The organism is Citrobacter sp. On2M (genome assembly GCF_018035235.1).
Taxonomy (GTDB): domain Bacteria; phylum Pseudomonadota; class Gammaproteobacteria; order Enterobacterales; family Enterobacteriaceae; genus Citrobacter; species Citrobacter meridianamericanus.
This window is the reverse complement of record NZ_WPCV01000003.1, coordinates 1-18,888: the sequence shown is the minus strand read 5'-3', so window position 1 is coordinate 18,888 and position 18,888 is coordinate 1. Positions and strand designations below refer to the sequence as shown.

General features: G+C 51.8%; 17 protein-coding genes, 2 tRNA genes, 1 rRNA gene and 1 pseudogene. 9 read left to right on the top strand and 12 right to left on the bottom strand.

Going from position 1 to position 18,888, the window contains the following annotated elements; genetic code table 11:
* The first annotated feature begins 257 nt into the window (after window positions 1–257).
* Entirely contained in the window at window positions 258–1,715 is a 1,458-nt protein-coding gene (gene pepD / locus On2M_RS08695) for a cytosol nonspecific dipeptidase (protein ID WP_151218491.1), read from the top strand.
* Window positions 1,716–1,766: 51 nt separating this feature from the next.
* Here pepD and dinB read toward each other — a convergent pair whose 3' ends face one another.
* Window positions 1,767–2,822, bottom strand: a complete 1,056-nt coding sequence (dinB, locus tag On2M_RS08690) for a DNA polymerase IV (RefSeq protein ID WP_151218490.1) — start codon at window positions 2,820–2,822, stop codon at window positions 1,767–1,769.
* 397 nt (window positions 2,823–3,219) lie between these two features.
* Between dinB and dpaA the strand changes: the two genes are divergently transcribed.
* Window positions 3,220–3,960, top strand: a complete 741-nt coding sequence (dpaA, locus tag On2M_RS08685; protein WP_003843847.1) for a peptidoglycan meso-diaminopimelic acid protein amidase — start codon at window positions 3,220–3,222, stop codon at window positions 3,958–3,960.
* Here dpaA and On2M_RS08680 read toward each other — a convergent pair.
* Window positions 3,931–4,698 (bottom strand): class II glutamine amidotransferase, encoded by a 768-nt coding sequence (locus tag On2M_RS08680; RefSeq protein ID WP_038637544.1) that lies wholly within the window; start codon window positions 4,696–4,698, stop codon window positions 3,931–3,933. The two genes, dpaA and On2M_RS08680, sit on opposite strands and share 30 nt — an antisense overlap.
* A 45-nt stretch (window positions 4,699–4,743) precedes the next feature.
* Window positions 4,744–5,322, bottom strand: coding sequence for a D-sedoheptulose 7-phosphate isomerase (lpcA, locus tag On2M_RS08675; protein WP_016151815.1), 579 nt, complete (start codon window positions 5,320–5,322; stop codon window positions 4,744–4,746).
* A 239-nt stretch (window positions 5,323–5,561) separates the two neighbouring features.
* On the opposite strand from lpcA, the gene fadE reads away from it, so the two are divergent.
* From fadE to On2M_RS08660, 3 genes are all read left to right on the top strand, one after another.
* On the top strand, window positions 5,562–8,006 hold the full coding sequence (fadE, locus tag On2M_RS08670; protein WP_151224179.1) for an acyl-CoA dehydrogenase FadE: 2,445 nt from the start codon (window positions 5,562–5,564) through the stop codon (window positions 8,004–8,006).
* A 110-nt stretch (window positions 8,007–8,116) separates the two neighbouring features.
* Window positions 8,117–8,884: an amidohydrolase gene (locus tag On2M_RS08665; RefSeq protein WP_210904667.1), complete on the top strand. Its 768-nt coding sequence runs from the start codon at window positions 8,117–8,119 to the stop codon at window positions 8,882–8,884.
* Between the two features lie 179 nt (window positions 8,885–9,063).
* A complete protein-coding gene (locus tag On2M_RS08660; protein ID WP_151218488.1) occupies window positions 9,064–9,474 on the top strand; it encodes a Spy/CpxP family protein refolding chaperone in 411 nt (136 codons plus the stop codon).
* A gap of 97 nt (window positions 9,475–9,571) precedes the next feature.
* On the opposite strand, the gene On2M_RS08655 is transcribed toward On2M_RS08660, so the two are convergent.
* Both On2M_RS08655 and dnaQ read right to left on the bottom strand, forming a co-directional pair.
* Window positions 9,572–9,648: transfer RNA gene (locus On2M_RS08655), tRNA-Asp, on the bottom strand.
* Window positions 9,649–9,782: 134 nt separating this feature from the next.
* Complete coding sequence (gene dnaQ, locus On2M_RS08650; protein WP_187252996.1) at window positions 9,783–10,511, bottom strand: DNA polymerase III subunit epsilon; 729 nt, start codon at window positions 10,509–10,511, stop codon at window positions 9,783–9,785.
* A 64-nt stretch (window positions 10,512–10,575) separates the two neighbouring features.
* Between dnaQ and rnhA the strand changes: the two genes are divergently transcribed.
* Window positions 10,576–11,043 (top strand): ribonuclease HI, encoded by a 468-nt coding sequence (gene rnhA / locus On2M_RS08645; protein ID WP_016151805.1) that lies wholly within the window; start codon window positions 10,576–10,578, stop codon window positions 11,041–11,043.
* Here rnhA and On2M_RS08640 read toward each other — a convergent pair.
* Window positions 11,040–11,762 carry a class I SAM-dependent methyltransferase gene (locus On2M_RS08640; RefSeq protein WP_151224177.1) on the bottom strand — a complete coding sequence of 241 codons (723 nt, stop codon included), beginning with the start codon at window positions 11,760–11,762 and terminating at the stop codon, window positions 11,040–11,042. The two genes, rnhA and On2M_RS08640, sit on opposite strands and share 4 nt — an antisense overlap.
* Before the next feature lie 33 nt (window positions 11,763–11,795).
* On the opposite strand from On2M_RS08640, the gene gloB reads away from it, so the two are divergent.
* Together gloB and mltD are read left to right on the top strand one after the other, a co-directional pair.
* Complete coding sequence (gene gloB, locus On2M_RS08635) at window positions 11,796–12,551, top strand: hydroxyacylglutathione hydrolase (RefSeq protein ID WP_151224176.1); 756 nt, start codon at window positions 11,796–11,798, stop codon at window positions 12,549–12,551.
* Between the two features lie 71 nt (window positions 12,552–12,622).
* The gene (gene mltD, locus On2M_RS08630) at window positions 12,623–13,981 is read left to right on the top strand and encodes a murein transglycosylase D (protein ID WP_187252998.1); all 1,359 of its coding nucleotides are present in this window, start codon (window positions 12,623–12,625) and stop codon (window positions 13,979–13,981) included.
* A 49-nt stretch (window positions 13,982–14,030) separates the two neighbouring features.
* Here mltD and On2M_RS08625 read toward each other — a convergent pair whose 3' ends face one another.
* The 3 genes from On2M_RS08625 to On2M_RS08615 all read right to left on the bottom strand — a co-directional run bounded on the left by On2M_RS08625 (window position 14,031) and on the right by On2M_RS08615 (window position 16,985).
* Window positions 14,031–14,801 (bottom strand): class I SAM-dependent methyltransferase, encoded by a 771-nt coding sequence (locus On2M_RS08625; protein WP_151218484.1) that lies wholly within the window; start codon window positions 14,799–14,801, stop codon window positions 14,031–14,033.
* A 76-nt stretch (window positions 14,802–14,877) separates the two neighbouring features.
* The gene (locus On2M_RS08620) at window positions 14,878–15,678 is read right to left on the bottom strand and encodes an endonuclease/exonuclease/phosphatase family protein (protein WP_151218483.1); all 801 of its coding nucleotides are present in this window, start codon (window positions 15,676–15,678) and stop codon (window positions 14,878–14,880) included.
* 131 nt (window positions 15,679–15,809) lie between these two features.
* The gene (locus On2M_RS08615; protein ID WP_210904666.1) at window positions 15,810–16,985 is read right to left on the bottom strand and encodes an MFS transporter; all 1,176 of its coding nucleotides are present in this window, start codon (window positions 16,983–16,985) and stop codon (window positions 15,810–15,812) included.
* Between the two features lie 104 nt (window positions 16,986–17,089).
* Between On2M_RS08615 and yafC the strand changes: the two genes are divergently transcribed.
* Window positions 17,090–18,004, top strand: a complete 915-nt coding sequence (gene yafC, locus On2M_RS08610) for a DNA-binding transcriptional regulator YafC (protein WP_151224173.1) — start codon at window positions 17,090–17,092, stop codon at window positions 18,002–18,004.
* Window positions 18,005–18,025: 21 nt separating this feature from the next.
* On the opposite strand, the pseudogene On2M_RS08605 reads toward yafC, so the two are convergent.
* The 3 genes and pseudogenes from On2M_RS08605 to rrf all read right to left on the bottom strand — a co-directional run bounded on the left by On2M_RS08605 (window position 18,026) and on the right by rrf (window position 18,877).
* Window positions 18,026–18,466, bottom strand: a pseudogene (locus On2M_RS08605) (aldo/keto reductase).
* A gap of 163 nt (window positions 18,467–18,629) precedes the next feature.
* A tRNA-Asp gene (locus On2M_RS08600) sits at window positions 18,630–18,706 on the bottom strand.
* 55 nt (window positions 18,707–18,761) lie between these two features.
* Window positions 18,762–18,877: ribosomal RNA gene (gene rrf, locus On2M_RS08595) — 5S ribosomal RNA — on the bottom strand.
* Window positions 18,878–18,888 lie beyond the last annotated feature (11 nt).

Here is an 18,888-nt window from a genome sequence, read left to right as displayed (position 1 = left end):
AGTGTCCCAGCCTGTTTATCTACGGCTTAAAAAGTGTTCGAGGGGGAAATAGGTTGCGCGAGATTATAGAGATCTGACGCACTAAAAACCAGTGTTTCGCGGAATCCGCGCCTCTTTTTGCATGCTTTATGCTAGCCGTCGGCGGAGAAAGTGGTATTCTCAATCGCATCGCGCAAGCCTGACTTGTGGTGTTTTTAATTCTGCTAACCCTGTGGCCTGCAAGCAAGTTTTGCAGGACATCGCCAAGGAGACTCAACGTGTCTGAACTGTCTCAGTTATCCCCGCAACCGCTGTGGGATATTTTTGCCAAAATCTGTTCTATTCCTCATCCGTCCTACCATGAAGAGCAGCTCGCTGAACACATTCTGAGCTGGGCCCAAGAGAAAGGTTTCCACGTCGAGCGCGATCAAGTCGGTAATATCCTGATTCGCAAACCCGCTACCGCAGGAATGGAAAACCGCAAGCCGGTCGTTCTGCAGGCGCACCTGGATATGGTCCCGCAGAAAAACAACGACACCGTGCACGACTTCACCAAAGATCCTATCCAGCCTTATATTGATGGCGAATGGGTAAAAGCCCGTGGCACCACGCTGGGTGCGGATAACGGTATCGGTATGGCGTCCGCGCTGGCCGTTCTGGCTGATGACAATGTGGTACACGGTCCGCTGGAAGTCCTGCTGACCATGACCGAAGAAGCAGGTATGGATGGCGCATTTGGTCTGCAGGCTAACTGGCTGCAGGCGGATATCCTGATCAACACCGACTCAGAAGAAGAAGGTGAGATCTATATGGGTTGCGCAGGTGGGATCGACTTTACCTCTAACCTGCCGCTGTCCCGTGAAGCAATCCCGGCTGGCTTCCAGAGCTTTAAGCTGACGTTAAAAGGTCTGAAAGGTGGCCACTCCGGCGGTGAAATCCACGTGGGTCTCGGCAACGCGAACAAGCTGCTGGTACGCTTCCTGGCGGGTCACGCTGAAGAGTTGGATCTGCGTCTGGTTGATTTCAACGGCGGTACGCTGCGCAATGCGATTCCGCGTGAAGCCTTCGCTACCCTCGCCGTGGCTGCAGATAAAGTTGATGCGTTAAAAGCGCTGGTCAGCACCTACCAGGAAATCCTGAAAAACGAGCTGGAAGCTAAAGAGAAAAATCTGGCTCTGCTGCTGGATGCCGTTACTAACGACAAAGCCGCGCTAACCGCGCAGTCTCGCGACAGCTTTGTACGTCTGCTGAACGCCACCCCTAACGGTGTGATCCGCAACTCCGACGTCGCCAAAGGCGTGGTAGAAACCTCCCTGAACGTCGGTGTGGTAACCATGACTGACGATAATGTCCAGATCCACTGCCTGGTACGTTCGCTGATCGACAGCGGTAAAGACTACGTGGTGAGCATGCTGGATTCACTGGGTAAACTGGCTGGCGCCAAAACTGAAGCCAAAGGCGCGTATCCAGGCTGGCAGCCGGATGCAAACTCTCCGGTTATGCACCTGGTTCGTGAAACCTATCAGCGTCTGTTCAATAAAACGCCGAACATTCAGATCATCCATGCTGGTCTGGAATGTGGCCTGTTCAAAAAACCGTATCCGGAAATGGACATGGTTTCCATCGGGCCAACCATCACCGGTCCGCACTCCCCGGATGAGCAGGTTCATATCGAAAGCGTCGGCCACTACTGGACGCTGCTGACTGAACTGCTGAAGTCTATTCCGGCGAAGTAAGTCTGCGTTAAATGCCGGATGGCGCTGTGCTTATCCGGCAATACATGTATGTCACAACCCCAATAACAGCTGCCTTTCTATTTGTGGATCCAGCAGCGTGACGTGTAACCCCACCAGCCTCACACCTCGCCCTCCCCGACGTGCTTCCCAGGTTTTGTGTGCCGTCGCAATTAAGTCGTCTTTATTTAAGCGCGGCCAGACATGCTCCTGAGTGGTCTGCTGAAAATCATTAAACTTGAGTTTTATTCCCTGGCGGGCGATCAGGAGATCCGGCTTAACCTTTGCCAGACGCCGTTCCAGTTCGGGATAGAGCCGCTCAATAATCGCTTCACACTCTGACCACTGATGAATATCTTCCGCCAGTGTCCGCTCGACGCCGACGGATTTGCGCAGCCTGTCGCTGTTGACGTCCCGCTCGTCAATTCCCTGACTGCGCTCCCACAACACGCGGCCAAACTTACCAAAACGTTTGAGCAGCGTAGCCAGATCGTATTTTTGAATATCTTCGCAGGTACGCAATCCCATCGACTCCAGCTTAGCGGCGGAGACTTTACCGACGCCGGGAATTTTCCCCAGCGGTAACGTTTTGAGAAATTCAGGGACATCAGCAGGGGTTATCACATATTGCCCGTTGGGTTTATTGAGATCGGAGGCGATTTTTGCCAGGAATTTAACCGGCGCAATCCCCGCAGAGGCGGTTAGCTGTAGTTCATTGAAGATCGTCTGGCGGATCTCCTGGGCGATCAGCGTCGCGGAGCCGTGGCAGTATACGCTGTCGGTGACATCCAGGTAGGCTTCATCCAGCGAAAGCGGTTCAATCAGCGAGGTATAGCGGGAGAAGATCGCCTGAATCTGGCATGACGCTTCTTTGTATGCCTCATAACGACCGGGTAACAGGGTAAGATGCGGGCACAGCTTTAACGCCATTCCGGTTGGCATTGCGCTGCGCACGCCAAATTTACGCGCCGGATAATTGGCTGTGCTGATAACCCCGCGGCGTTCACGACTGCCGCCAATGGCAATGGGAATGTCACGCAGGGCGGGATTATCACGCATTTCCACCGCCGCGAAAAAGCAGTCCATATCGACATGTATGATTTTGCGCATGACTCACCTCTCACAACACTGTTTAAGTATACAGTATTTTTGCGACATGAGAAGTCAGCTCCTCTGCAACGTCAGTGCGTGTCCATTCATCACAAAGCGCGCATCACACAGATAACGCACAAATTGTCCGTCGCGTACACACGCTCGCGCAGCGTCTCATTTAACTCATGAGGTTCGGTGTACCATAAAGTTCGCTAACCCACAAAATACGCCACGCCTGACAGACTTTAAGCACAATTTTCCGTATAAAGAAAATCTAAAGTGTAAACGCAGCACGAGAGACTTGCGAAAAACTCTCTGGGTGATAATGTGAGCGCTCCAGATCCAGATTTATCCGATTTGGGGACTCTTTTTGCCGTCCTGGCGTGTGTAATCGTTTTATCAAGGAATATGTAGTATGCGTAAAATCGCATTTTTTCTTGCGATGCTTTTATTGCCGTGCGTTTCGTTTGCCGGTTTGCTGAGCAGCAGCAGCCCGACTACGCCTGTCAGCAAAGAATATAAGCAGCAATTAATGGGCTCCCCTGTCTATATCCAGATCTTCAAAGAAGAGCGAACGTTGGATCTGTACGTCAAGATGGGCGAACAGTATCAATTGCTCGACAGTTATAAGATCTGCAATTATTCCGGCGGCTTAGGGCCGAAACAGCGTCAGGGTGATTTCAAAAGTCCGGAAGGATTTTACAGCGTACAGCGCGGACAGCTGAAACCGGATAGCCGCTTTTACAAAGCGATTAACATTGGTTTCCCTAACGCCTACGACCGCGCACACGGTTATGAAGGTAAATACCTGATGATTCACGGTGCCTGCGTTTCCGTCGGCTGCTACGCGATGACCGATAACGGCATTGATGAGATTTTCCAGTTTGTCACCGGTGCGCTGGTGTTTGGGCAGTCCAGCGTGCAGGTCAGCATTTATCCGTTCCGTATGACCGACGCCAACATGCAGCGCCATAAATTCTCGTATTACAAAGAGTTCTGGTCACAGCTAAAACCGGGATACGATTACTTCGAACAAACGCGTAAGCCACCAACAGTTTCCGTCGTAGATGGCCGTTACGTTATCAGCAAGCCGTTGAGTCACGAAGTGGTCCAGCCGCAGCTGGCATCAAACTACGCGCTCCCCGAGACAAAATAATGCCCACTCGCCTGGCATAATCTTTTGCCAGGTTTCATTGCCGGTTAACGGCTGCGTGGCAATCACGGTGACCACATCATTGGGTGTGGTCTCTGAGCTAAAATCGATTTCCACATCCTGATCCAGCAACGTCGCTACACCAAATGGCGCACGCCGGGTGATCCAAAACAGGTTGGTCGAACAGAAGGCCATCACATAACGCCCGTCAGACAGCAGCATGTTGAAGACCCCCTTCTCTCGCAGTTCTCCTGCCAGCACCGCGATATACTTAAATACTGCCGTCATATTGCCAGGCGTGCGTGGATAGCGCTCAGTCAGCTTATGCAGTAGCCAGCAAAATGCTTTTTCGCTGTCGGTTTCCCCGACCGGACGGAAATTACCGGTTTCCAACGATTTATAGCCGCTGAGCTGGCCGTTATGAGCGTACGTCCAGTTACGTCCCCACAGCTCTCGCGTAAATGGATGGGTATTTTCCAGTGCCACTTCGCCACGGTTCGCCTGACGAATATGGGCAATCACAGAACAGGATTTGATGGGATAGTCTTGTACCAGTTTGGCGATAGGCGAATTAAAGCTGGGTTGCGGATCTTTAAACGTACGGCAGCCCTTACCTTCATAAAAAGTAATCCCCCAGCCGTCTTTGTGCGGACCGGTACCTCCGCCGCGCTGAACCAACCCGGTGAAGCTAAAGCAGATATCGGTTGGCACATTGGCGCTCATCCCGAGCAGTTCGCACATATATCACCTCCACAACAGCGGGGGCGACGAGCCCCCAGCGAAGTCTTATTTAACCATCTCTTTTTCGATCAACTGGATCAGGATATGAATAACTTTGATATGAATTTCCTGAATGCGGTCAGCGTAGCCAAAGTGCGGCACGCGAATTTCGATATCCGCGCTGCCTGCCATTTTACCGCCATCTTTGCCGGTCAGGGTGATGACTTTCATTCCCTTCTCACGCGCCGCAGCAATCGCTTTAATCACGTTACCGGAGTTACCCGAAGTGGAGATGCCTAACAGGACATCGCCCTCGCGACCCACAGCTTCCACATAACGGGAGAACACATAATCGTAACCGAAATCGTTGCTGACGCAGGAGATATGGCTAACGTCAGAGATAGCGATCGCCGGGTAGCCAGGGCGGTTTTCGCGATAGCGTCCGGTCAGCTCTTCGGCGAAGTGCATCGCGTCACAATGGGAGCCGCCGTTACCGCAAGAAAGTACCTTACCGCCCGCTTTGAAGCTGTCTGCCAACAGGACCGCCGCGCGCTGAATGGCGTGAATATTGGCGTCATCTTTAAGAAAATTAGCCAGCGTTTCCGCCGCTTCGCTCAGTTCGTTACGAATAAGATCCTGGTACATGAGGATATCCTTCAGCATGAATGTAAATGACAAGATGCAGTGTACCGGATAGCGCTACCAGCGAGAAGTCCAAGCCACAGGAATGGCGGCGGCTTTTGATTTTTTGTGCCGGTTAAAACGACAACAATGTGAGCTTTGTTGTAATTATTTTGTAAACATATTGCTAAAAGAATTCACATCCACTACAACCATATCATCACAAGTGGTCAGACCTCCTACAAGCAAGGGAGCTTTTCGTTATGATGATTTTGAGTATTATCGCTACGGTTGTCCTGCTCAGCGTTCTGTTTTATCACCGCGTGAGCTTATTCCTCAGCAGCTTAATTTTGCTCGCCTGGACGGCTGCGCTTGGCGTAGCTGGCCTGTGGTCAGTCTGGCTGCTGGTTCCTCTGGCCATTATCCTCGTACCGTTTAACTTTACGCCTATGCGCAAATCCATGATCTCTGCGCCGGTGTTCCGCGGTTTCCGCAAAGTCATGCCACCGATGTCGCGCACTGAGAAAGAAGCGATTGATGCCGGTACGACCTGGTGGGAAGGCGACCTTTTCCAGGGCAAGCCAGACTGGAAAAAACTGCATAACTATCCTCAGCCACATCTGACTGCTGAAGAACAAGCGTTTCTTGATGGCCCGGTGGAAGAGGCCTGCCGCATGGCGAACGACTTCCAGATCACCCACGAACTCGCGGATCTACCGCCGGAGCTGTGGGCATATCTAAAAGAACACCGCTTCTTCGCAATGATCATTAAGAAAGAGTACGGCGGGCTGGAATTCTCCGCCTACGCTCAGGCTCGCGTTCTGCAAAAACTCTCCGGCGTTTCCGGGATCCTGGCGATCACCGTTGGCGTACCTAACTCATTAGGCCCTGGCGAACTGCTGCAGCATTACGGCACCGAAGAGCAGAAGAATCATTACCTGCCGCGTCTGGCACGTGGTCAGGAAATCCCATGCTTCGCCCTTACCAGCCCGGAAGCGGGTTCCGACGCAGGCGCGATCCCGGATACCGGCGTGGTTTGTATGGGTGACTGGCAGGGGCAGCAGGTGCTGGGTATGCGCCTGACCTGGAACAAACGGTATATCACGCTAGCGCCTATCGCTACCGTGCTGGGTCTGGCATTTAAACTCTCCGACCCGGAAAAACTGCTGGGTGGCGAAGAAGATCTTGGCATTACCTGTGCGCTGATCCCAACCTCAACGCCGGGTGTACAAATTGGACGTCGTCACTTCCCACTGAACGTACCTTTCCAGAACGGCCCAACGCTGGGTAAAGATGTCTTCGTACCGATTGATTACATCATCGGTGGCCCAAAAATGGCCGGTCAGGGCTGGCGTATGCTGGTGGAATGTCTGTCCGTAGGACGCGGTATTACCCTGCCGTCTAACTCGACGGGCGGCGTGAAGTCGGTCGCGATGGCAACCGGTGCGTATGCGCACATTCGTCGCCAGTTCAAAATCTCTATCGGTAAGATGGAAGGTATTGAAGAACCGTTGGCACGTATTGCGGGTAACGCCTACGTGATGGATGCTGCGGCATCGCTGATTACCTACGGCATTATGCTGGGTGAAAAACCGGCTGTGCTGTCGGCCATCGTGAAGTATCACTGTACCCACCGTGGGCAGCAATCAATCATCGATGCAATGGATATTACTGGCGGTAAAGGCATTATGCTTGGGGAAAGCAACTTCCTCGCTCGTGCTTATCAGGGCGCGCCGATCGCCATTACCGTTGAGGGCGCCAACATTCTGACCCGTAGCATGATGATCTTCGGTCAGGGTGCGATTCGCTGCCATCCGTACGTTTTGGAAGAAATGGCGGCGGCACAGAGTAACGATGTGAATGCCTTCGACAAACTGCTGTTCAAACACATTGGTCACGTCGGCAGTAACAAAGTGCGTAGCTTCTGGCTTGGCCTGACGCGTGGTTTAACCAGCAGCACGCCAACTGGCGATGCAACCAAACGTTACTATCAGCATCTGAACCGTCTTAGCGCCAACCTGGCACTGCTTTCAGATGTGTCCATGGCCGTACTGGGTGGCAGCCTGAAGCGCCGCGAACGCATCTCCGCGCGTCTGGGTGATGTGTTAAGTCAGCTGTATCTGGCCTCTGCGGTGCTGAAGCGTTATGACGATGAAGGCCGTAATGAAGCCGACCTGCCGTTGGTTCACTGGGGCGTTCAGGATGCGTTGTACAAAGCGGAACAGGCGATGGACGATCTGCTGAAAAACTTCCCGAACCGTCTGGTCGCAGGCCTGCTGAGTGTGGTTATCTTCCCTACCGGTCGCCACTACCATGCACCGTCTGACAAGCTGGATCATAAGGTTGCGAAGATTTTGCAGGTTCCGAGCGCCACCCGTTCTCGCCTTGGTCGCGGTCAATACCTGACGCCGAGCGAGCATAACCCGGTTGGTTTGCTGGAAGAGGCTCTGCTGGATGTGATTGCAGCCGACCCTATCCACCAGCGGATCTGCAAAGAATTGGGTAAAAACCTGCCGTTTACCCGTCTGGATGAACTGGCGCACAATGCGTTGGCTAAAGGACTGATTGATAAAGACGAAGCTGCAATTCTGGTGAAAGCCGAGGCGAGTCGTCTGCGCAGCATCAACGTGGATGACTTTGAACCCGAGGAGCTGGCGACTCAGCCGGTAAAGCTGCCAGAGAAGGTGCGTAAAGTCGAAGCCGCATAACGACACACGCACAACGTTTAGCCCCGCTTAATGCGGGGCTTTTTATTGCCACATTTTCGTAAGAGCTCATGCTACAGTGTCAAAATGTTATTCAACGAGGAGCCTCGATCGTGCCTGGTTTGAAAATTACGCTGCTGCAACAACCACTGAGCTGGATGGATGGCCCAGCCAACCTGCGCCATTTCGACCGCCAACTGGAAACCGTCAACGGACGTGATGTCATTGTGTTGCCCGAGATGTTTACCAGCGGATTTGCCATGGAAGCGGCAGGCAAATCGCTGGCACAGGAAGAGGTCGTAAGCTGGATGCGCGCTAAGGCGCAACAGACGAATGCCCTGATAGCGGGTAGCGCGGCTCTCCAGTCTGAACGCGGCCCGGTTAACCGCTTTTTATTGGTCGACCCCGAAGGTGATGTCCATTTTTATGACAAACGTCATCTGTTCCGTATGGCGGATGAGCATCAGTATTATCAGGCCGGTGACGCGCGGGTGATTATTGAATGGCGCGGCTGGCGTATTCTGCCGTTGGTCTGTTATGACCTGCGTTTTCCGGTGTGGTCACGCAACCGCGGCGACTACGACCTGGCATTGTATGTTGCCAACTGGCCGGCGCCGCGTTCGCTGCACTGGCAGGTTTTGCTCACCGCCCGGGCGATTGAGAACCAGGCTTATGTAGCAGGATGTAACCGCGTGGGCACTGACGGTAACGGACATCATTATCGCGGCGACAGCCGGGTGATTAATCCGCAGGGTGAGATTATTGCCACCGCCGAACCGCATCAGGCCGCGCGTATTGACGCTGAACTGTCTCTCTCGGCGCTGCGTGAGTATCGCGAAAAGTTTCCCGCCTGGCAGGATGCCGACCCGTTCACACTATAAATATCGCCACCCCTCCCGCTGCGGAACATTTTCCGTGGCGGGATTGTTTCACTCCGTAACCAACCGCAAAACAAATTCGCGTGGCGACACGCTTCTGGCAACGTATCCTGCCAGGGATAATTACTCGTAACCGACAAGTGGCAAATATTGTCGATAATTCCCTTCTCAGGATTGCAATAATGAAGAACTCCGTACGCATGACTTTGCTGGCAGTTACCGTGGCTGGCGCGTCTTTTAGCACGTTTGCAGCAACCACATCTAATGTTCCGGCTCCTGCCCAGGATCCGATAGTACAGCATCTTAAGCTGAGCACTGACCAGGTTGCGCAGATTAAAAAACTGCACCAGCAGCTTGAAACCAATGTCGGGCAGATTTCGGTGAAGGATGTGAAAGACGGCGCGTTGATTGACGTCATCAAGTCCGGGAAATGGGATGAAGCGGCCGTCAAAAAACAGCTTTCCGCGTTCAGCAATATCGAACAGCAAGCGCGTTATTACCGCGTGAAATACTATTTTGATCTGAACAAAGTGCTGACTCCAGCACAGCGCCAGCAGGTACAAAAAGATATCGCGCAGACGCTGAGCGAGTAACAACGAAGCCTGCAATAACACATGGTTGCAGGCTTTTATTTTTCTGGGTTAAAACGACGAAATCCTGAATCATTTCTGACTCAGGCTTTCTGAATATTGGCGGAATGGACGGGACTCGAACCCGCGACCCCCTGCGTGACAGGCAGGTATTCTAACCAACTGAACTACCACTCCGCGTTGTGTTCCGCTTGGGAACGAAGCGAATATTACGGATTGCCTCGCGCCTCGTCAACGCTTTTTCTCACGATTTTTAATCGTTTGCTGCAAAAATCACCCGAATGGTCATTTCCATACGAAAAACGTACAAACTATGCCCGCCAGAGGCAACTTCCGCCTTTCTTCTGCACCAGGTCAAGGCGCGACTCATGGGCCGCTAACTCTTCATCAGTGGCGAAAACAACGCGTAGTTTGCTGGACTGTCGCACAATGCGCTGGATCCCCGTGTCATTCTGCTGCTGGCTGTCACCTTCCATTGAGAACGCCATCGTTGTCTGCCCACCGGTCATCATCAGATAAACGTCGGCCAGAATCTGAGCATCGAGCAATGCGCCGTGCAAGGTACGTTTACTGTTGTCTATTTCATAGCGTGAGCACAATGCATCAAGGCTGTTGCGCTTGCCAGGAAACATTTTCCTCGCCAGCGCCAGGCTATCGGTTATTTTGCAGAATTCGTTGGTCTTCGGAATATCCCGCTTGAGCTTAGCGAATTCGTAATCCATAAAGCCAATATCAAACGATGCGTTATGGATGACCAGCTCCGCGCCGCGAATGTAGTCGAGAAACTCATCGGCCACATCGGCAAACGTAGGTTTATCGAGCAGGAACTCGTCAGCGATGCCATGCACGCCAAATGCTTCCGGGTCCACCAGCCGATCCGGCTTCAGGTAAACGTGGAAGTTATTCCCGGTCAGGCGGCGGTTCACCACTTCAACCGCACCGATCTCAATGATCTTGTGGCCTTCGTAGTGGGCACCAATCTGGTTCATACCGGTGGTTTCGGTATCGAGGACTACCTGTCGTGTAATTCCAGTGCTCATAACGGTCATTTATGTCAGACTTATCGTTTGATTTCGATTTGCTAAAACAGGAAGTCTACCAGAGATGCTTAAACAGGTAGAAATTTTCACCGACGGTTCTTGCCTGGGAAATCCGGGGCCAGGTGGTTACGGAGCGATTTTACGCTATCGCGGGCGCGAAAAAACCTTTAGCGAAGGCTACAACCTCACCACCAATAATCGCATGGAGCTAATGGCGGCAATCGTTGCGCTGGAAGCCCTGAAAGAACAGTGTGAAGTGATACTCAGCACAGACAGCCAGTATGTGCGTCAGGGCATTACGCAGTGGATCCACAACTGGAAGAAGCGCGGCTGGAAAACCGCAGATAAAAAGCCGGTGAAGAACGTCGATCTATGGAAACGTCTGGATACCGCGCTGGGGCCGCATCAAATCAAATGGGAGTGGGTGAAAGGCCATGCGGGTCATCCGGAAAACGAACGCTGCGATGAGCTTGCGCGCGCCGCAGCCATGCGTCCAACTCAGGATGATATTGGGTATCAGGCTGAGGCTTAAGCGTCGGGTTTGCGGTATTGCCGGGTCGCGCCGACGGCCTGGCGGATAGGCGTTTTGCTTTTATTTTGTTTCATCGGGTTGAGCGTGAGCGGAATGGTTCGCTTACGCGCAACCACCAGTTGCAAACATCCCAGCGCGGGAATATGGGCGCTTAACATTTTTCCGCCCTTCTTATTCCAGGGCAGGACGTGAAAACGGCTGTAGTGCAGCACTTCAAAATTCAGCAATGAAAGCCAGTCCAATTGCCGCATGAGCGTAAACATCCGGCTGTTGTAGGGTGATGTTTTACGCAATACGGGCACCAGTTTACGCAATCCCATCAGGCTTACCGGGTTAAAACCGCTCAGAATCAACCAGCCGTCATCAATAAGCACGCGATCGGCCTCACGCAATAAGCGATGGGGATCGGAACACCACGGTAGCGTATGGGCCAATAAACAGACATCCACAGACTTATCGGCAAAAGGTAGATGCAAAGGATCGGCCGTCACCTGCATGGGAGACCCTTGCAAAGAAACATTAACCTGATGAGAAACCGCGCACGCTTCGGAATCGATTTCTGCGCTTAAATTACCAATCTTAAGCAGATGAAAACCGTACATTTTTGCGAACCACGGGTTAAGCTGATACTCCAGCGCCTCACGATAGTATTCGCCCCATGGCAAATCATTCCAGCTAACGGGCGCTACGACAGTTTGAGGGATCCTTGCCGGTTTCATCACAACCTTCCGTTACGCATTGAGAGGTAATCTATGAATCTTAACAGTATTCCTGCATTTCAGGACAATTACATCTGGGTCCTGTCGAATAATGACAAGCATTGTCTGATTGTGGACCCGGGCGAAGCAGCTCCCGTTTTGAAAGCTATTGCAGAACATAACTGGGTTCCTGATGCCATTCTGCTGACCCACCATCATCAGGATCACGTGGGCGGCGTGAAAGAACTTTTACAACACTTCCCACAAATAGTGGTGTATGGACCGGCTGAAACGCAAGATAAGGGAACGACGCACGTAGTTGAAGATGGCGATATTGCACTGGTTTTGGGGCATGAATTTACGGTAATTGCTACGCCGGGTCACACTTTAGGACATATCTGTTATTTTAGTCACCCTTATTTATTTTGCGGCGACACGCTCTTTTCCGGCGGCTGCGGACGTCTGTTCGAAGGAACGGCATCTCAAATGTATCAATCACTTAAAAAAATAAACTCACTTCCTGACGATACGTTAATTTGTTGCGCACATGAATACACATTAGCAAACATGAAGTTTGCCTTAAGCATTCTGCCTCACGATTCGTTTATTAATGAATATTATCGTAAAGTTAATGAGTTACGGGTAAAAAAACAAATGACACTACCCGTAATTCTGAAAAATGAGCGACGAAATAATCTTTTCTTAAGAACGGAAGATATTGATTTAATTAATGAAATAAACAAAGAAACAATATTGCAACAACCTGAAGAGCGTTTTGCCTGGTTAAGGTCAAAGAAAGATACGTTCTGACAATTCCGGGTTGCCTTTTGAAAACTTCGCCGTTATGATCGGTCGTCTTTTAAGCAACTATTGACACACACATGAAGGCAAAAGCGATATTACTCGCCTCTGTCCTGCTTGTTGGGTGCCAGAATACTGGTAACGTCCAACAACACGCACAGAGCCTTTCTGCAGCTGGTCAAGGGGAAGCAGGAAAGTTTACAAGTCAGGCGCGATGGATGGACGACGGAACGTCTATCGCTGCTGATCAAGATTTGTGGGCTTTCATTGGTGACGAGCTAAAGATGGGAATTCCGGAAAACAGCCGGATTCGCGAACAGAAACAGAAGTATTTACGCAATAAGAGCTATCTCCACGATGTAACTTTACGGGCAGAGCCGTATATGTACTGGATAGCCGGGCAGGTTAAGAAACGTAACATGCCAATGGAACTGGTACTACTACCCATAGTGGAGAGCGCTTTTGATCCTCACGCAACGTCTGGCGCCAATGCCGCAGGTATTTGGCAGATCATTCCGAGCACGGGGCGCAATTATGGTTTAAAACAGACCCGCAATTATGATGCACGTCGCGACGTTGTGGCTTCCACCACCGCCGCACTGGACATGATGCAGCGTCTGAACAAGATGTTTGATGGCGACTGGCTGCTGACCGTAGCTGCTTATAATAGCGGTGAAGGACGTGTCATGAAGGCGATTAAAACGAACAAAGCCCGTGGTAAACCCACTGACTTTTGGTCGTTGCCATTGCCTCAGGAAACAAAGCTGTATGTGCCTAAAATGCTGGCATTGAGCGATATACTCAAAAACAGCAAACGCTATGGCGTGCGTCTGCCAACAACAGACGAAAGCCGCGCGTTGGCACGTGTTCGCTTGAGTAGCCCGGTTGAAATGGCTCAGGTTGCCGATATGGCGGGTATCTCCGTCAGCAAGTTGAAGACCTTCAATGCTGGCGTGAAAGGCTCCACGTTGGGTGCAAGCGGCCCGCAATATGTGATGGTGCCAAAGAAGCATGCAGAGAAGCTGCGTGAGTCTCTGGCTTCAGGCGAGATTGCGGCCGTACAGTCAACGCTGGTTGCGGATAACACGCCGCTGAACAGCCGTAGCTACAAAGTTCGCTCTGGCGATACGCTTTCCGGCGTCGCTGCACGTCTTGGCGTGAGCACGAAGGATCTGCAGCAGTGGAATAATCTGCGTGGGTCGTCGCTGAAAGTGGGCCAAAGTCTGACGGTAGGTGCGGGTACCAGCGCACAACGGTTAGCTAATAACAGCGATAGCATCACCTATCGTGTGCGTAAAGGCGACTCACTGTCGAGCATTGCCAAGCGTCACGGGGTTAACATCAAGGATGTGATGCGCTGGAACAACGATACGGACAATCTGCAGCCTGGCGATCAGCTAACGTTGTTTGTGAAAAACAACGGCATGCCGGACTCCTGATAGTATTGTAGAAATAAAGGCACTGGCTTCCCCCCAGTGCCTTTTTTATTTATCCCGCTTTATGCGCCTCAACCATGATCGTGTCGCTGGTAAACGAGCCATCTTCCTGCAACGCAAAGTAGGTTTTCACTTCGGCAGAAGCACTCTGTTGGTAAACACGAATCGCGTCACTCAACGCTGCAGGCGTGCGCATCCGCGCCACCCACGAACTGAACTCCAGCGGCAGACGATCGGTTAACAAGGTATCGGCAATCAGATTGGCGTTATTGATTAATGACAGCCACTCTCCGCTGGAATAGTTGCGGACGTGCGAGGTATCACGTAACGCCTCCACGGTTTGCAACCAGATATCACGTACAGGATGGCCTGGCGACATCACATCCATCACAATCAGCACACCGCCGGACTTCAGAACGCGATTCACTTCCCGCAGCGCACTCCCGACATCATGCCAGTGATGCGCGGAATAGCGGCTAATCACTACATCAAATACGTCATCTTCAAATGGCAGGCTTTCAGCATACCCCTGCTGTGTGACGATATTTTCCAGACCTCTGTCTTTTGCCGCTTCAGAGACCACTTCAAGCATCTGTGACGATAAATCATAAGCCACGACCTGCTTTACGTGTTGCGCAGCCACAAAGCTGGCGTGCCCCGCTCCGCATCCCATATCCAGTACGCGGGCCAGCGGAAATGCCGACAGCCTTTCTGCCAGACGTTGCAAGTCACGACCAGAGGCATGCACCGCACTGGTTAAATAGGCATTTGCCTGAGAGCCAAACTGCTTTTCGACGTTGTCATGATGAGAGCGTGTTGTCATTGTGTTGTCCTTCGGTTGTTGTGAAAAATGAAGGGCAACCATCACAGGCCTGCCCTACGGCAGACCTGACACACCGTTATTGTTCAGGTTTGCCGGGACTGAATTCAACGAGTAGCGGGTTATGGTCGGATGCGCGGGTAACCAGCACTGAGGCTTCACTCACGTTCAGACCGCGATAGAACACAAAATCGAGAGGACGACCAAACGCGCGGCGACGCTGATCGTCGGTAAAGCGCACCTGGCGCAGCGACATTTCACGCGCAAAGCGGTACAGCGCATTCATCCGTCGACGGCTCCAGGCATTAAAATCGCCAGCCATGATCACCGGGCCGCTGTGATGAGCAATCTGATCGCCAATGGGAAGTAATTGCTTACTATAGACATCAACGCCAAGGCTAAAGTTAACCGCGTGGATATTCACCACCATTAACAACCGAGTGTCAGGCAACGGGTACACCGTCACCAGCGCCGATTTCGCCAGCCGTAAAATAGGCTCACGCTCGCGCAATGGGCAACAGTATACTGGGTGAGCGGAGGAAAGCGTCATAACGCCAGAGGGATGCTGAGGCAGCACAAAGGCCGGAACCTGATCGGCCGCAAGATAATTAGCGGTCGCAAACTGCACCAGTTCTGGCGTGGTTTGCGCTTCCTGCAATAACACCAGATGCGCGTCTTTGCCAAAATTCTTCAACACCGACTGCCATTCAGCTCGCTGCTGTTTAAAAATATTCCATACCAGCACGCGAATGCGATCTTCACTGCTCAACGGTACGCCTGCGGGTAATGCCTGGCCAATATGCGCAAACGACCCTGGCGGTAAAATCCGCTCGGCGGGTTGTCCGGCAACATAACGCATGGCATAGGTGTTTTTTCGCACTTTAGACTTTCAAACCTCTGTAACGTCAACCAGTCCGCAGCCGGACTGGTTCTTCTGTTATAGGGATTTTAGCAGTCACTTTCAACGAACAATTGCAGTTTGTTTTGTAAGTGGGCGCTTACATCAATGATTTACCCCAAAACAACACGCGCGGGCTTATCAAGACGACCGCTGAACCCAATTAGCAGGAAAGCAACCAGGACAATAAGTGCGCCAATCCACGGCGTCTGCGCCAGACCATAATGCTCGACCGTTTGTCCACCAATCACTGAACCCAGTGCAATGCCAATGTTAAACGCCGCAATATTCAACCCTGACGCCACATCAACAGCATTAGGCGTAAATTGTTCCGCTTTCTGTACCACGTAGACCTGCAACCCTGGTACGTTGCCAAAGGCAAAGATCCCCATCACCAGAATGGTAACCAGCGCGGCGTATTGCGTGGAAGCCGTCAGTTGGAAAACCATCAGCAGAACAAACAGCGCGGCGAAAATGAATTTCAACGCAGGAACCGCACCATGCTTATCCGCCAGCTTACCGCCCCAGATATTGCCGATAGCCACTGATACGCCGTAACCCAGTAAGATCCAGCTTACTGCTGCCGGAGAGAATCCCGCCAGATCCTGCATCATCGGTGCCATGAAGGTAAATGCTGTGAACACGCCGCCGTAGCCCAGTGCCGTAACAGCGTAAATCAGCAACAGACGGGGATGAGTCAGCACTTTCAACTGGTCGCGAATGCTGGCGGCTGCACGACCGGGAATGTTGGCGGGGATCAGCAGTTGACTGCTGATCAGCGCAATCACGCCTAACATTGATACTGCAAGGAAAGTCTCACGCCAGCCAAAGTGCTGACCGATAAACGTACCCAGCGGCACACCCGTTACCAGCGCCACCGTTAAGCCGCCAAACATAATGGCAATGGAGGAAGCCGCTTTCTCTTTTGGCACCAGACTGGTCGCGATAGTAGAGCCAATCGAGAAAAATACACCGTGAGCTAGTCCCGTCAGCAAACGGGCGACAATGAGTGTCATATACCCGGGAGCTTGCCATGCCAGCAAATTCCCTGCCGTAAACAGGACCATCAGCGCTACAAGTAACTGTTTACGCGGCAGACGTCCGGTGAGAGCGGTTAGCACCGGTGCGCCAATCGCCACACCCAGCGCGTAAATTGAAACCAGCAGTCCGGCGGAAGGTAACGAGATCCCCAGCTGTTGCGCGATAGTCGGTACCAGGCCAACAATCACAAACTCAGTCGTCCCAATAGCGAAGGCACTAATTGTGAGTGCAAATAAAGCGAGAGGCATAAATAACTCCATAACATCAGTAATCAGATGACACGCAGTATGCCGGGATGTTTTAATGACAAAAATATTCAAAATCTCAATATAATTTTGCTTCAGGTGCAAAAATGAAAGCGACATCCGATGAACTTGCGATTTTTGTGGCCGTTGTGGAAAGCGGCAGTTTCAGCCGGGCAGCAGAACAGCTCGGACAGGCTAATTCTGCGATCAGTCGGGCAGTAAAAAAACTGGAGATGAAACTGGGCGTAAGTTTGCTTAATCGCACGACTCGGCAGCTAAGTCTCACTGAAGAAGGAGAACGTTACTTCAGACGTGTGCAGCAGATACTGCAAGAGATGGCAGCCGCAGAAACGGAAATCATGGAGTCGCGTAATACTCCGCGCGGTCTGCTGCGTATCGATGCGGCAACGCCGGTGATGCTGCATTTCCTGATGCCGCTAATCAAACCGTTCCGTGAGCGATATCCTGAGATGACGTTGTCTCTTGTCTCCTCAGAAACGTTCATCAATCTTATTGAAAGAAAAGTGGATGTCGCGATACGAGCAGGTACCCTGACTGACTCGAGCCTGCGTGCGCGCCCGTTATTTAGCAGCTATCGCAAGATTATCGCGTCCCCTGACTATATTGCCCGTTTTGGCAAGCCCGAGACCATCGAACAGCTAAAACAGCATCTGTGTCTGGGGTTTTCCGAACCCGTTTCACTCAATACCTGGCCGATTGCCTGTAGCGATGGACAGCTCCATGAGGTTGAGTGCGGGATTTCTTCCAACAGCGGGGAAACGTTAAAACAGCTTTGTCTGAGCGGTAACGGCATCGCATGTCTTTCAGATTATATGATTGATAAAGAGATTGCGCGGGGAGAACTGGTGGAACTGCTGGCCGATAAACGTCTGCCGGTCAAAATGCCTTTCAGCGCCGTTTATTACAGCGATCGTGCGGTCAGTACACGCATTCGGGCATTTATAGACTTTTTAAGTGAATATATAAAAACAGCTCCCGAAGGAGCTGTGAAAGAGGGTTAAAGAGTACAAAGGATCGAGCAATTAATCCCAGGCAGGAGCCAGTCCTTCCGGGCTGACAAGGCGATCGTTGCAGTCCAGTGCTACGATCGCTTTTTTATCTTCGCCATCCAGATGCAGATCCAGCGCCAGCATGAACTCCTTAACGGATACCGCATCGCCCGGAGATGGCCAGTGGATCAGCGTCAGATCAACATAATCTGTACGCAGTTTCTTCAGGCTTTCTTTCAGGCTTGGGATTAGTTTGTCTTTGCTAAGATTTTCAATCCAGATCTTGGTGGTGAGGTACAACTCGTTACGCGGTACGCCGCTTTCGGCAATCGCCTACCCCACAGCCGCTTCATTATCATAGATTTGCGCAGTGTCGACAGCACGGTAGCCCAGCTCAAGCGCCGTTTTAACAGAAGCGATAACCACGTCATCTTTCAGGCGGAAAGTGCCCAAACCGAATGCAGGGATAGCCATAGAATTCCTCTTTATAATCACTATGTTCGTTAATTAAAAAGATTATGGCCTTCAGCTCTTTATAGAAAAGAGTGATAAATGCAGAAGATTTTTGCAGATGTAGCAATAATTAAATTGCAGGAAAAGAAAAAGCCCTGAGCTAATGCTCAGGGCTTTTAATAAGTGGCGGAACGGACGGGACTCGAACCCGCGACCCCCTGCGTGACAGGCAGGTATTCTAACCAACTGAACTACCGCTCCACCGAATTTCTTTGTCACTACCCGGATTATACATCCCGGTTTACTGCAATTTGATGCCTGGCAGTTCCCTACTCTCGCATGGGGAGACCCCACACTACCATCGGCGCTACGGCGTTTCACTTCTGAGTTCGGCATGGGGTCAGGTGGGACCACCGCGCTACAGCCGCCAGGCAAATTCTGTT